This window comes from Nocardia sp. NPDC050717 (assembly GCF_040654275.1).
GTDB lineage: Bacteria > Actinomycetota > Actinomycetes > Mycobacteriales > Mycobacteriaceae > Nocardia.
Map to the genome: position 1 here is coordinate 526,462 of NZ_JBFAHR010000001.1, position 13,511 is coordinate 539,972.

Below are 13,511 nucleotides of genomic sequence, written 5' to 3' on the forward strand. Positions count from 1 at the left end.
CTCGACAGGGCCGACGCGGGCGGCGCGCGGTGCATTCGACGAGGTCGGAGGTGGGTGTATGGCAATGCCATTGCCTCGTGCCGACCGCTGGACAGCCGCGGATCTCGATCAGATGCCCGATGACGGTCTGCGATATGAGGTGCTGAATGGTCAGCTGGTCGTGAACGCCGCACCCAAGCCGAAGCATCGGTGGCTGATCAAACGGCTGAGCCGGGTTCTCGATGCGGCAGTACCCGACGGGTACGTCGTTCTGGACGGTGTGGGCGTGCTCATCGGCGACGACGAGCCGATTCCCGACCTGATGGTGGCCAAGGGCCCGATCGACTGGGAAGGGCGCGGAGTTCCGGTCGACCAGGTCGAATTGGCCGTCGAGGTCGTGTCGACGTCCACCACCTTGCAGGACCGCATGGTGAAACCCGTGCTTTATGCCCAGGCAGGCATCCCGGCCTACTGGCGTTTCGAGATCAACCCCTTCAAGAACCAGCTCGTCGCAGAGCAACTGCCGGTGTTGTTCGCCTACGCGCGGGACACCGACGATGAATACGCGCTGACTCGCCGCGCGTCGGCGGGAGCGCCGATCACACTGCACACACCGTTCGAGGTGGCCTTCGACCCGGGAGAGCTGCTTCCTCGCTAGGGCTGTTCCGCTCGGCGTGGCAGTGCGGCGAGGCCGTCGAGGAGCAGGTCGAGGCCGAAGGTGAAATCGGCGGTGCCGGTGTGGGTTCCGGCGATCACCTGGGTGGCCAGGGTGTGCATGTGCGGGTGGGTTTCCTCGGGGATGAGGGGGAGGAATCGGGTTGCGGCCGAGGCGTATTCGGTGGGGTCGAGGGGGAAGTTGATGGCCTGCAGGGTGAAGCCGTAGATGTGGGAGTCCATGGCGTTCCAGGCGCGGTCGGCCTGCTCGTAACTGAAGCCCGCGGTGATCAGGCAGCCGAGGGTGGCGTCGATGTAGCGGAGCATGGCCGGGCCGACATTGACGCGCGAGCCGAGCAGTCCGGTGGCCCAGCGGTGCCGGAGCAGGACCTCGTGCGCCGAGGTGGCGCGATGCCGGAGTTCGGCGCGCCAGTCACCGCCGGCCTCGGGCACGTAGATCTCGGCGACGACCAGATCGACGATGCCGTCGAGCAGATCGTCCTTGTTGGCGACATGGTTGTACAGCGACATCGCCTCCACCCCGACCGCCTTGGCGAGCTTGCGCATCGACAGCGCGTCCAGCCCCTCCGCATCGGCGAGGTCGACCGCGGTGCGCAGCACCCGGTCCCTGGTGAGCGGTGTGCGCGCGGCCATGTCGTTTCCTCCCTTGACTTACTTACGGCGTAAGCCTACCGTCGTGCCATCGACACTTACGCTGTAAGTGCCCGGCTGACGAGGATCGCTCATGACCGACGTGCACACCGCTTCGATGACCGCGTGGACCGCACCCCGCTACGGCGGCAGCGAGGTGCTGCGCACCGAGACCGTGCCGCGCCCGGTGCCGGGGGAGGGGGAGGTGGTGGTGCGGGTGCGCGCGGCATCGCTGTGCAGCGGCGATCTGCACCTGCTCACCGGCACGCCGTATCTGCTGCGCCTCGGTTTCGGCCTGCGCAGACCCAAGCGGCCGATGATCGGCCAGAACCTCGCGGGCGAAGTCGTGGCGGTCGGCGCCGGGGTGTCGGAATTCGGCGTCGGCGACCGGGTGTTCGGGGTGGTACCCGGCGGCGCCTTCGCCGAGTACGCCCGCGCGGCGGTGCGTTCCCTCGCGCGGATCCCCGATGGGCTCGAGATGGAGGTGGCCGCGGCGATCCCGGATTCGGGGATGACGGCGTTGCAGGGCCTGCGCGACATCGGCGAAGTGTCACCGGGACAGCGGGTCCTGATCAACGGTGCCTCCGGTGGTGTCGGCACCTTCGCGGTGCAGCTCGCCAAGATCCTCGGGGCGGAGGTGACCGCCGTCTGCGGTACCAGGCACCTCGAGACCGTCCGCGCGATCGGCGCCGACACCGTCATCGACTACACCGCCGACGATTTCACGCGCACCGGCATCCGGTACGACATCGTCTTCGACCTCGCGGGCAACCGCACATTGCGCGAGTATCGCCGGGTGCTCACCCGCGGTGGTGTGTACATCTCCTCCGCCGGCGCTCCCGGCGACAACTGGTTCGGCCCGGTTCGCTGGCTCGGCGCGGTCGCGCTGACCGACCTGTTCGTCGGTCAGACTCTGAAAGCGTTGCTCATGCGCCCGGCGGCGGCCGATCTCGAGTACCTGGCCGCCCTGGCGGCCGAGGGCAGGCTGCGACCGGTGATCGAACGCCGCCTCCCCCTGGCCGAGACCGCTACCGCCATCGGCGCTTTCGCGCGGGGGCACGCCTCGGGAAAGACTGTGCTCACCGCGCCGTGAACCGCGGCCGCGGCTCGTGCGCGGGACGCCGACTCAACCGAAGAGCTTGGTGAGGTCGACGGTGGCCGCCATGGCCGCGGCGCCCGCGTCATTGAGGTGCATCCCGTCGCCGCTGTCGAATTCGGGGCGGATGTAGTCGGGTCGCGCCGGATCCGCGACCGCGCGGTCGACATCGAAGACCGAGTCGAAAACCTCGGTGGTACGCAGCCATTCGTTCACCGCGTGGCGGGTCGGCTGGGTTTCCAGCAGGGGCATGCCGGGGTAGACGCAGCCCGCGTACGGGCCGATGGTGGCGGCGTGGACGCGGAGTCCGGCGGAGTGCGCGCGGGTGGCGAGCTCGGTGAAGCCGGCGATCAGTTCCGGTGCGGTCGCCGACGGCTGCCCGCCCATCGCGCCGAGGATGAGATCGTTGATGCCGAAGTTCACCAGGACATCGGTGACGCCGGGAACGCGCAAGGCGTCGGAATCGAAACGGCCGAGCCCGGATTCGCCGATCTGCTCGGCGGTGAGGCGATTGCCCGCGATGCCGTTGTTGACCACCCAGCCCCGGGTGAGCCGGGAGTTGAGCACATCGACCGAGCGCCGATTGGCGCTCGGTGTGGTGCCGACGCCCTCGAACCAGGAGTCGCCGAAGGCCACCGCGATCGGCGGCGCGTCGGTCACCAGCACGTCGATGCCGGTGACGAAGAAGCGGAACGGAAGTTCCCGCGCGTCGGTGAGTTCCACGTCGGCCGTGTGCTCGCCGTCGACGACGTAGGCGATCTCGGCCGGCTGGTGGGCGAAGGTCGCGAGCCCGGTGGCGGTGGGCAGGTACAGGCTGAGCAGCAGATGCTCGCCCGCGGTGACCGCGAGGTCGACCGGATCGCTCACCAACTCCGCGCCCGGATCGATGGTGAACGTGGCTTCGCCGCCCGCGGTGATGGCGTGCTCGGTATCGGCGACGAGCGCCGAACCCTCCTTGCGGCGCGCGATCCGGGCCGACCCGATCCGCAGGGGAGCGGTGCCGTAGCGGTTGGTCAGCCGCACGCGCAGTGCGTCACCACCACCGGCCAGGTGGACGACGTGGCGCACGGTCTCGTCGTTGAACTCGCGCGATTCGGCGAGCTTGATCTGCTCGTTCGGGTCGATGACACCGGTCCGGAATCCGGCCACCCACGTGTTGTCCTGCATGATCACTCCAGTATTTGCTGTGAGGAATATTGCGTATGCATAGGTCTACGCCAAGGTATTCCTCCTGTCAACTATCCGCGTAGCAAATATCGGCTAGGGTGAGTGTCATGTCCGCGCACGAACTGTTCGACGACCACCGGCTGACGATCTCCGGCCTGCTCTTCGAGGCGCACAGCGGCCTGCTCGCCAAGCTCGAGCCCACGTGGAAGGCGCACGGGTTGTCCGGTCTCGATCTGAACGCGCTCCTGCGGGTGAGCCGGTCGCCGCAGCGGCGGCTGCGCATGACCGACCTGGCGACGCAGACCGACCTGTCCACCAGCGGTGTCACCCGGCTGGTGGACCGGCTGGCGGCGGCGGGCCTGGTCGAGCGCGTGCTCGATCCCGCCGACCGGCGCAGTTCCTACGCGGCGCTGACCGGCGCGGGCGCCCAGCGGCTCGAGGAAGTCCTCCCCGACTACCTCGACGCCCTGGAGCGCTGGCTCACCGGGCTGCTGACTCCCGGGCAACTCGACGGCCTGGTCACCGGGCTCCGGGTCATCCGCGACGCCACCAATCCGTCGGCGACCGCGATCGCCGAGTCGCCCTGATCCGCTAGGTCTCGCGGTACTTGCGGACCTTGGCGATATTGCCGCAGCGGTCCATGGAGCACCAGCGGCGCTTGCCGGGACGCGACGCGTCGACGAACAGGAGCCCGCAGGTCTCCGAGGCGCACACGCGGATGCGCGTGGCGAGCGGGCCGCTGAACAGGTCGATGGCGTCGCGGGCGAGGGTGGACAGGGCGCCCCTGGCGGTGGCGGCGGGATAGTCGCGGGTGCCGTCGGTGCGGAGGTGGGGGATCAGGGGAGGTTCCGTCGCGGCCGTGTTGATCGCGTCGATATCGCTGGGCGCCAACGGGATCGCGGCGGCGGCGCCGAATGCCGCGCGGGAGAGCGCGTTGCGGAGGCGGCGGAACGCGGCGAGGTCTTCGTCGTCCGCGGCGAGGTCGGGCAGCTCGAGGATGACGCCGAGCCAGTGGCCCAGGTCCTCCGCGGTGTGCACGATCTCCCACACCGCGAGCTCGCCCTCGCCGCCGGTGTGCACGAGGTCGAGTGAGACGCGTCCGGTCTGGAACCGTCGCCGTACCGCCGGTGGCAGAGATTTTCGCCCTTGCATGACACCAGTTTAACCGGTTACGGTACAGCCATGGCAATCGCGACCTATCTCAATCCCGAATCCCTGCACTCCAACCCGGCCTTCTCCCAGGTGGTCCGGGTCCCGGCGGGTGCCGACCTCGTCTACATCGGCGGTCAGAACGGCGTCGACGCCACCGGGCGCGTCGTCGGCCCCGACCTCGCCTCCCAGGTGAAACAGACCCTCGACAACCTGCGTGCCTGCCTCGCCGCCGCGGGCGCCGAGCCCGGCGACGTGGTCAAGTGGAACCTGCTCATCAAGGAGGGTGAAAGCCTGCAGGAGGGCTTCGCCGCGTTCGGTGCCGCCTGGGGCCGCATGCCCAACCCGCCCGCGATCACCTTCGCCTTCGTCTCCGGTCTCGCCGTCGAGGGCGCGCTCATCGAGATCGAGGCCGTCGCCGCGGTCGCGGGCTGACCCTAGCGACTGTCCGTCTCCCCGGTGGCCTCGGCGAACCTGGCCGCCAGCGTGCGCAGCCGCGCGACGAGTTCCGGTGGTTCCCGCACGCGGAACGGAATGTCGAAGGCGGCGACGTAGATCGCCAGCTCGGTCAGATCGTGGGAGCCCGTGTGGAGCAGGCAGGTCTCGTCGTCGATCGCCTCGATGACGCCGACGGTGGGCGCGATGCGGTCGGCGGCCACGGCCGCGGGCGCTGAAAGGACGATCGTCGCCTGATGGCGATAGGGCGAGGTGCTGACACCACGGGTGACGTAGCCGGCCAGATCCTCCGGATCCGCGCGCGGGGTGAAGCGTGGACCGGTGGGCGTGCGCGGTGCCAGCCGGTCGGCCCGATACGTCCGCCAGTCGCCGCGATCGACATCCCAGGCCACCAGGTACCAGTGCCGCCCGGTGTGGACCAGCCGGTGCGGCTCGACGGTTCGTGAAGACGTTGTGCCGCTGTGGGTTCGGTAGTCGAAGCGGATACGGTGACTGTCGCGGATGGCGGCGGCGACGGCGGTGAGCACCTCGGGATCGACGGGGCCCGCCGCCGAGGGAACCGAGACCGTCGCCGCGTGCAACAGACTCACGCGGTGGCGCAGCCGGGAGGGCAGTACCTGCTCCAGCTTCGTCAGCGCGCGCAGCGAACTGTCCTCGATCCCGGCCACACTGCCGCCCGCCGCCGTGCGCAGGCCGATCGCCACCGCGACGGCCTCGTCGTCGTCGAGCAGCAGCGGCGGCAGTTTCGCGCCTGCGCCCAGGCGATAGCCGGCGACGCCGGGTGTCGCGTCGACCGGGTAGCCGAGGGTCCGCAGCTTCTCGATGTCGCGGCGCACCGTGCGCGCGTCGACCTCGAGGCGCCGGGCCAGTTCGGCGCCCGTCCACTCGCGTGGAGTCTGGAGCAGCGAGAGCAGGCGGAGCAGCCGTGCCGAGGTTTCCAACATGCCGAAATTCTGCCGGACACTTAGGACCGAAGCTGTCCTAAGTGGCTCCTATCGTGGAATTCATGAGCGACGACATCCAGCGTTTCCGTCTCGACATCCCGCAACAGCAGCTCGATGACCTGCGCTATCGCCTCGACAACGCGCGCTGGCCCGCCGCGCTGCCCGGCGACGACTGGGACACCGGCGTGCCCATCGGCTACCTGCGCGAGCTCGTCGACTACTGGCGCACCGGCTACGACTGGCGCGCGCAGGAGGCGAAACTCAACGCGCTCGGGCAGTTCACCACCGTCATCGACGGCCAGACCGTCTATTTCCTGCACGTGCGCTCCGCCGAGCCCGACGCGGTGCCGCTGCTGCTCACCCACGGCTGGCCGGGTTCGGTGGTGGAATTCCTCGATCTCATCGGTCCGCTCACCGATCCGGCCGCGCACGGCGGCGATCCGGGCGACGCCTTCCACGTCGTGATCCCCGCCCTGCCCGGGTTCGGCTTCTCCGGCCCTGTCACCGAGGCCGGGTGGACCGTGCGGCGGATCGCCGAGACGTGGGTCGAACTGATGTCGCGACTCGGCTACGACCGATTCGGAGTGCAGGGCGGTGACATCGGTGCGGCGGTGAGCCCGGAGGTCGGCCGGGTGGCACCGGACCGCGTGATCGGCGTGCACGTCAACGGCGGCGGTGGATCGTTTCCGCAGTTGCCGTTGCCCGCGGAGGTGATGGCGAGTCTCACCGACCTCGAGCGCGACCGCATCCGCCGCATCGAGGCGTTCATGAACGAGGAGTTCGGCTACATCGCCATCCAGTCGACCCGCCCGCAGACCCTCGCCTACGGGCTGGTCGACTCGCCGATCGGGCAACTGGCATGGATCCTGGACAAGTTCCGGGAGTGGACCCATCCCCGGGCGACCGTGCCGGACAAAATCGTCGACCGCGACCGGCTGCTCACCAACGCGATGATCTACTGGCTCACCGCCACACCGGGTTCGGCCGCCTACGTCGGCTACGCCCAACCGGCGCAGTGGGGTGCGGTGGCCGAGAACTCGGGCGTGCCCACCGGGGTGATCGTGTTCGCCCACGATGTGGCGATCCGCCGCTTCGACGAGGCGGAGAACACCATCGTGCGCTGGACCGATGTCGACCGCGGTGGGCACTTCGCCGCGCTGGAGGAACCGGAACTGCTCACCGCCGATGTGCGCGAGTTCTTCCGTGCGCTGCGCTGATCAGTCGGTGAGTTCGCCCGCCGAACGCCAGGATTGGCGTTCGGCGGCGAAGGCTTCGGCCTGGACGGCGCGGAAGTCCGCGATGGACGCGGCGTTGTCGGCGAGGAAGCGGCGGTAGTCGGCGAGGCGGAATTCGCCCTCCTCGGTGGTGATGTCGACCTTGCCCGCCGCGAAATCGGCGCGCAGGTCGAGGAGTTCGCCCGCCTCGACCGGATGCCAGCGGATGCGGTCGAAATAGCGCAGGAGCCAAGGGGTTTCCGCGTCGGTGGCGAAGCGGTCGACGCCGGGACCCGCGGTGCCGCTCGGCCTGGCGCGGTGGTTCCACACCTGGGTGGTGCGGCCGACGAACTGGTACCCGCCGGGGCCCTCCATCCCGTAGATGCACAGATACGCGCCGCCGATGCCGACGGCGTTCTCGGGCGTCCAGGTGCGCGCGGGGTTGTACTTGGTGGTGACCAGGCGATGGCGGGGATCGGTGGGCGTGGCGACGGGCGCGCCGAGATAGACGTCGCCCAGGCCGAGCACCAGGTACTCGGCGTCGAAGACCGTGCGGTAGACGTCCTCGACGGCATCCAGGCCGTTCATGCGGCGGATGAACTCGATGTTCCACGGGCACCACGGCGCGTCGGCGCGGACACCGTGCATGTAGCGCGTGATCGCCTCGCGGGTGGAGGGGTCGTCCCAGGACAGCGGCAGGTGGACCGTCCGGCTCGGCACCACCAGCTGATCGGAATCCGGCAGTTGCGCTTCGGCTTCGGCGAGCAGATCGAGCAGCTGGGGGACCGGCAGGACGGCCGGGTCGACCCGGATCTGCAGGGACCGGATGCCCGGCGTGAGTTCGATGACGCCGCGCTGGCCCCTGGCGATCAGGTGCTGGTGCAGGGCGTGCACGCGGGCACGGAGCCCGAGATCCAGGGTGAGCGTGCCGTATTCGACCAGGACGCCGTCGTCGCCCTGCCTGCGGTAGTTGACGCCGGTTTCGTCGTCGACCGCGGTGCGGCGCAGGACGCCGTCGTCGGCGTCACGTCCCGCGGACAAAACGGTGCCGAGCGACGCGCGCCGCAGCGGACCGAGTTCCCCCGCGGGAGCGGCGTGTTCGGAACGCACGGGGACGAACCGGACCTTGTCGCCCGGCGCGAGCTGACCCAGCTTCCAGCGCTCGGCCGCGACCACCGTCACCGGGCAGACGAATCCGCCCAGGCTGGGACCGTCGGGGCCGAGCAGGATCGGGGTGTCGCCGGTGAAGTCGAGCGCGCCGATCGAATAGGCGTTGTCGTGGATGTTCGACGGATGCAGGCCCGCCTCGCCGCCATCGGTGCGCGCCCACTCCGGTTTCGGGCCGATCAGCCGCACGCCGGTGCGGTCGGAGTTGAAGTGGACCTCGTAGTCGGTGCCGATGATGGTGTCGAAGTCCCTGCGGGTGAAGAACTCCGGTGCGCCGTGCGGCCCCTCGGTGACGGCGAGTTCCCAGCGGCGGCTGAACGCCGGGATGTCGGCCATCGGGACGGCGGCCGCCAGGCGGGTCGTCGGGGCACCGAGCGTCAGCGAGTCGCCCGCGCGCAGCGCCGCCCCGGTACCGCCACCGAATCTGCCCAGCGTGAACGTGGCGGCGCTGCCGAGGAACCGCTCGACGTCGATGCCGCCGGAGACGAGGATGTAGGTACGCATCCCCGGCCCGCGGATCGCGCCCACCTCGAGGACGCCGCCGGCCGGAACCTCGACGGTGCGCCACTGCTCCACCGGCATGCTGTCGACCCGCACGTCGGCGACCGCGCCGGTGACGCACACCCAGGCCGACTCCCCGAACCGCAGCGCCGGACCACCCAGCGTGCACTCGAGTCCCGCCGCGCCCTCCGGGTTACCGAGTATCCGGTTGCCCAGGCGGAACGACAGATCGTCCATCGGGCCCGACGGTGGAACACCGATGTGCCAGTAGCCGATTCGGCCGGGCCAGTCCTGCACGGTCGTCTGCATTCCCGGGCGCGTGACCTCGACGGAACGCGCGGTGGCACCGACCTCGGGAGTATCCACGGTGGGCGGAGCCTTGGCCGTGCCGGTCACCGATTCGGCCGCAACCACAGCGGTGACCTGCACGTCGACGCCGGTCGAACCGACCGGCGTGCGGTCGCGGCCGGGAGCGGGCTGTGGGCGGTCGGCTGTCGTACCCGATCGGCCTTCCGGCCGCGCGGTGTCGACGACGGGTGTGTCCACGAGGCTCATCGCGTCACCACCATGCGCACGGGCGTCGGATCGAAACCGTTGCACGGGTTGTTGATCTGCGGGCAGTTGGACACCAGCACGAGCGTGTCGATCTCGGCGCGCAAGGTGACCTTCTTGCCCGGCGCGGACAGCCCGTCGACGATGCCGAGCGTGCCGTCGGCCTCCACCGGCACGTTCATGAACCAGTTGATGTTCGACACGAGATCCCGCTTGCCCAAACCCCATTCGAGCGCGGCGGTGAGGAAGTTCTCCACGCACGCGTGCTGATGGCGGGTGTGGTGGCCGTAGCGCAGGGTGTTCGACTCCTGCGAGCAGGCTCCGGCGATGGTGTCGTGGTTGCCGACCTCGTCGGCGACGACCGTCATCAGCGGGGTGCCCGCCTCGGTGCGCAAGACGCTGCCGGTGGTGAGGAAGATGCTGCGCTGGGCGGCGACGGTGGCCTGCGCGCTGTAGCGGTCGGTGTGGTCGGCGGCGGAGTAGAGCAGGCAGTCGACGGCCTGGTTGCCGTGCAGGTCGATGATCTCGAGTTGATCGCCCGCGCGCACGACGGCCGACCACGGCGCGTTGGCGGGGACGGTCTCGTCGAGGACGACGGTGCGGGTGGTCGCCGTGGTCATGCCAGAACCTCCGTGGTCTGCGCGGCCGCCCAGGCGGCTTCGGTGTTGTCCAGTGCGCGTCGGTATTCGGGATCGTCGTTGGCGGCGCGCTCGGTGGGCGCCGACCAGGCGAGCAGGTCGAGATCGCCGGTGGGGCGGTCGTCGAGCGGATGCGCCGCATTGGCGACCAGCAGCGTCACCGGCAGGTGGATCAGCAGGTCGACAGCGGATCCGGCGGGGGCGTTGCCGGTGGGAGTGAGCGTGCCGTCCGGCTCCACCCTGACCCCCCGGAACAATCCGATCGACGGACCGATGTCGCGCGGTTCCAGCCCCTGCTTGGCGCCCGCCAGGTGCAGTTGCCCGCGACCGGCGGCCGTCGGCCCGCACAGGGCGTCGTGCCGCCCGGACGAATCGGCCACGACCGTCGCCATCACCCGGCCCTGATCCGAGAGCAGCGGATGACCGACGCCGAGATACGCCTGCCACGGCACCTTCACCGTGTCGGCGACATTCAGCCGCTCCCAAGGAGATTCGGCCCGGAGCAGGAAGAGATGCGCGCAGGTGCCGCCGGTGGGGTCGGCCAGCCGCACCCGGGTGCCGCGTCCCAGCACCACGTTCGCGTACCCGCCCGCCGGAATCCGTTGCGCGAACCGGATCGCGGCGGGATCGACATCCGCCGGCGTCTCGGGGCGGACGACCGTGGCGGTCGCGGCTTGGGCGCGCGCGTGTGCGCGGGCGCCGTTGGTGGACTGGGTACTCGTCATCGGTATCTCCTCGGGCGAGTGGTGGATCGGGGGCGATGCCCGGCCCGGCTGCGAGCCGGGTGCGGTCGCCGGGCGCGGTCGCGCGGGGTGCGGACCGGTTCGTTTCGGCGACCGAGGGCTTGGTCGAGGGTGTTCGGGAGACCTGGCGGGGGCGCCGTGGTGCGCCCCCGCATCGGTCTCACGCCGCGGCGGGCTCCATGGCTGCCGGTTCGGTGATTCGCGGGCGGGCGACCACGACGCGGTAGACGATCGCGCCCGCGGTCAGGATCACCGCGACCGACAGCGGACCGGCCCACAGCTGCCACCAGCTCCCGCCCGCCGGGGTGTACACCTCCGGGCGCGGCCAGGCCAGGTTGATCACCATCGCGATGCCCCACACCACGGCGAGGGCGTTGACCGGAATGCCCCAGCGGCCGAGGGTGAACAGCGAGGCGTCCTCCGGCGCGGGCAGTCCCTGGATCCTGCGCACCAGCAGCGGCACGGTGACCAGCAGATACGCCAGGTACAGGCTGACGATGCAGACACTGGCCAGCGTGGCGAAGATGGCCGGGTTGCCCAGGTTGAGCACGAGCAGCCCGATCCCGAGCGCGCCGATCACCACGGCGGGCCACACCGGCGTGCCGAAACGCGGATGCACGGTCGAGAGCGCCTTCGCGAACGGCAGCTTGCCGTCGCGCGCCATCGAGAACATCAGGCGCGAGCCCGCGGTCTGGATGGCCAGCGTGCACACGATCACCGCCACCGCGACGCAGCCGAGCAGCACCGAACCGGCGGGACTGTTCAGCTTCGCCATGATCACGTAAGCCAGTCCGCCCGAGGCCAATTCGCCGTCGGACAGGCTGGGTGCGGCCATCAGCGCGCCGATCAGCATGAGGCCGCCACCCAGCGCCGACACCGACAGCGCCAGCAGGATGGTGCGCGGCGCCACCCGGCGCGGATTCTTGGTCTCCTCGGAAAGCTCACCGGCGGAATCGAATCCGACCATCACGTACGCGGCCATCAGACCGGACACCAGGAACGCCGCCCAGTACGGGCCCGGCGTGGCCTGCTCGGTGTTCAGCACCACGTCGGGGCCGCGCTCGGCGCCGGTGAAGAACAGCGCGATGATCGCCAGCACGCCGATGATCTCGATGGTGACGCCGATCGAGTTGATCCGCGCCATCAGATCGATGCCGATCACATTGATCGTGGTGGTCACGACGAGCAACAGACTGCCGAGCAGGACCGCGTTCATCGCGCCGTCGCGGGAGGTGAGCGCGGTGTCGGTGCCGATGACCTGGAAACCGCTCCAGATCGTCGGCAGCACCACCTGCAGGGCGATGGCCGCCGCGGCGGCGGTGACGATCTGCGCGATCACCATCATCCACCCGGCGAACCAGCCGATCAGGCCGCCCGCCAGGCGCCGTGACCACTGGTAGATACAGCCCGAGATCGGGTACCGGGCGGCCAGTTCCGCGAAGTTGAGCGCGACGAGGAACTGTCCGGCGAAGACCAGCGGCCAGGTCCAGAAGAACGCGGCGCCGCCGAACGAATAGCCGAATCCGAAGAACTGGAAGATCGTGGTGAGGATGGAGACGAACGAGAAGCCCGCCGCGAACGAGGCGTAGCGGCCCAGTTTGCGATGCAGGACCGGCTGGTAGCCGAAGGCGGCCAGATCGGCGCTGTCGCGGGCGGTGTCGGGGGGAGCTGCGGGGGAATCGAGAGTCGCGGCCATGTCGGTGTCCTTCGGCGGTGCGGCCAAATATCTATCAGTCGATAGTTTTGCGCTCGCGATCGCTCGAACGGTGTCCTGTGTGTATCGAGTGTGGGACCCGCGGTAACTTCTGCGTTGCCGACGTTTCTATCAAGTGACAGGAATGCGACCGCGCGGCATCCGCGCTGGTGAGCCGCCCGCTTCGGGCCTGGTCGGAGTCCGATGACAGAATCAGGGCGTGGCAAACCTCGGGCCCGGGCGTCCCCGGCTGACACAGCGGCGCAGGCAGGGGACCACGCCGCGCGCGGAGATCCTCGACGCGGCGGCGGAACTGTTCACCACCAAGGGCTACGCCAACACCTCCACCCGCGCGGTGGCCGACGCGGTCGGCATAAGGCAGGCCTCGCTGTATCACCACTTCGCCGCCAAGGACGACATCCTCGACGCGTTACTGGCCCAGACCATCGCGGGCCCGGCCGCGCTGGCGAACCGCATGACCGGCGAGCCCGAGGCCGCCGTCACCAAGCTCTACGCGCTGGCCCTGTTCGACGTCCGCCAGCTGCGCGCCGCCCGCTGGAACCTCGGCGCGCTCTACCTGCTGCCCGAACTGCGCACCGAACGCTTCGCCGCCTTCCGCCGCCACCGCGACGAGCTGCGCGAGCACTACGAGCGCCTCGCCGCCGAATCCGCCACCGCGGCAGGCCGATCCGACGACGCGCGGATCCTGCCATTCCGCCTGGTCGAGACGGTGATCGGCATCCGCTCCGACGCGGGCTCCGCGGGCCCCGACACCGAGCACCTGATCCCGGACGCGATCCTGCGCATCGTCGGCCACCCCGGCGACCCCGGCGAGATACGCGCCGAGGCCGAGGCGCTGCTCGCCCGGCTGGGGGAGCTCCCCGAATCCGCGTGAGCAGCGCCGTCG

14 protein-coding genes are annotated in these 13,511 nt (G+C 70.0%); 6 read left to right on the forward strand and 8 right to left on the reverse strand.

What is annotated here, in order from left to right:
• Window positions 1-64 precede the first annotated feature (64 nt).
• Complete coding sequence (locus AB0H56_RS02365) at window positions 65-637, forward strand: Uma2 family endonuclease (RefSeq protein WP_357156256.1); 573 nt, start codon at window positions 65-67, stop codon at window positions 635-637.
• On the opposite strand, the gene AB0H56_RS02370 is transcribed toward AB0H56_RS02365, so the two are convergent.
• Complete coding sequence (locus tag AB0H56_RS02370) at window positions 634-1,287, reverse strand: TetR/AcrR family transcriptional regulator C-terminal domain-containing protein (protein ID WP_357156257.1); 654 nt, start codon at window positions 1,285-1,287, stop codon at window positions 634-636. The genes AB0H56_RS02365 and AB0H56_RS02370 overlap by 4 nt on opposite strands.
• Window positions 1,288-1,378: 91 nt before the next feature.
• Between AB0H56_RS02370 and AB0H56_RS02375 the strand changes: the two genes are divergently transcribed.
• On the forward strand, window positions 1,379-2,377 hold the full coding sequence (locus AB0H56_RS02375; protein ID WP_357156259.1) for an NAD(P)-dependent alcohol dehydrogenase: 999 nt from the start codon (window positions 1,379-1,381) through the stop codon (window positions 2,375-2,377).
• 33 nt (window positions 2,378-2,410) lie between these two features.
• Here AB0H56_RS02375 and AB0H56_RS02380 read toward each other — a convergent pair whose 3' ends face one another.
• The gene (locus AB0H56_RS02380) at window positions 2,411-3,547 is read right to left on the reverse strand and encodes a GDSL-type esterase/lipase family protein (protein WP_357156260.1); all 1,137 of its coding nucleotides are present in this window, start codon (window positions 3,545-3,547) and stop codon (window positions 2,411-2,413) included.
• A 107-nt stretch (window positions 3,548-3,654) separates the two neighbouring features.
• Between AB0H56_RS02380 and AB0H56_RS02385 the strand changes: the two genes are divergently transcribed.
• Window positions 3,655-4,134, forward strand: coding sequence for a MarR family transcriptional regulator (locus tag AB0H56_RS02385; RefSeq protein ID WP_357156262.1), 480 nt, complete (start codon window positions 3,655-3,657; stop codon window positions 4,132-4,134).
• Between the two features lie 4 nt (window positions 4,135-4,138).
• Here the strand turns inward: AB0H56_RS02385 and AB0H56_RS02390 are convergent, their stop codons facing one another.
• Window positions 4,139-4,699 (reverse strand): CGNR zinc finger domain-containing protein, encoded by a 561-nt coding sequence (locus AB0H56_RS02390; protein ID WP_357156264.1) that lies wholly within the window; start codon window positions 4,697-4,699, stop codon window positions 4,139-4,141.
• A 30-nt stretch (window positions 4,700-4,729) separates the two neighbouring features.
• Here AB0H56_RS02390 and AB0H56_RS02395 point away from each other — a divergent pair, with 30 nt between their 5' ends.
• Entirely contained in the window at window positions 4,730-5,131 is a 402-nt protein-coding gene (locus tag AB0H56_RS02395; protein WP_357156266.1) for a RidA family protein, read from the forward strand.
• A gap of 2 nt (window positions 5,132-5,133) precedes the next feature.
• Here the strand turns inward: AB0H56_RS02395 and AB0H56_RS02400 are convergent, their stop codons facing one another.
• Window positions 5,134-6,096 carry a YafY family protein gene (locus AB0H56_RS02400; protein ID WP_357156268.1) on the reverse strand — a complete coding sequence of 321 codons (963 nt, stop codon included), beginning with the start codon at window positions 6,094-6,096 and terminating at the stop codon, window positions 5,134-5,136.
• Window positions 6,097-6,158: 62 nt separating this feature from the next.
• Between AB0H56_RS02400 and AB0H56_RS02405 the strand changes: the two genes are divergently transcribed.
• Entirely contained in the window at window positions 6,159-7,313 is a 1,155-nt protein-coding gene (locus AB0H56_RS02405; RefSeq protein ID WP_357156270.1) for an epoxide hydrolase family protein, read from the forward strand.
• On the opposite strand, the gene AB0H56_RS02410 is transcribed toward AB0H56_RS02405, so the two are convergent.
• From AB0H56_RS02410 to AB0H56_RS02425, 4 genes are all read right to left on the reverse strand, one after another.
• Window positions 7,314-9,533, reverse strand: a complete 2,220-nt coding sequence (locus AB0H56_RS02410) for a 5-oxoprolinase/urea amidolyase family protein (protein ID WP_357156272.1) — start codon at window positions 9,531-9,533, stop codon at window positions 7,314-7,316.
• The gene (locus tag AB0H56_RS02415; RefSeq protein WP_357156274.1) at window positions 9,530-10,150 is read right to left on the reverse strand and encodes an urea amidolyase associated protein UAAP2; all 621 of its coding nucleotides are present in this window, start codon (window positions 10,148-10,150) and stop codon (window positions 9,530-9,532) included. Before AB0H56_RS02415 ends, AB0H56_RS02410 begins: the two co-directional genes overlap by 4 nt.
• Complete coding sequence (locus AB0H56_RS02420) at window positions 10,147-10,893, reverse strand: DUF1989 domain-containing protein (RefSeq protein WP_357156276.1); 747 nt, start codon at window positions 10,891-10,893, stop codon at window positions 10,147-10,149. Before AB0H56_RS02420 ends, AB0H56_RS02415 begins: the two co-directional genes overlap by 4 nt.
• A gap of 178 nt (window positions 10,894-11,071) precedes the next feature.
• Complete coding sequence (locus AB0H56_RS02425) at window positions 11,072-12,607, reverse strand: amino acid permease (protein WP_357156278.1); 1,536 nt, start codon at window positions 12,605-12,607, stop codon at window positions 11,072-11,074.
• A 217-nt stretch (window positions 12,608-12,824) separates the two neighbouring features.
• Here AB0H56_RS02425 and AB0H56_RS02430 point away from each other — a divergent pair, with 217 nt between their 5' ends.
• Window positions 12,825-13,499: a helix-turn-helix domain-containing protein gene (locus AB0H56_RS02430; protein WP_357156280.1), complete on the forward strand. Its 675-nt coding sequence runs from the start codon at window positions 12,825-12,827 to the stop codon at window positions 13,497-13,499.
• Window positions 13,500-13,511: the final 12 nt, after the last annotated feature.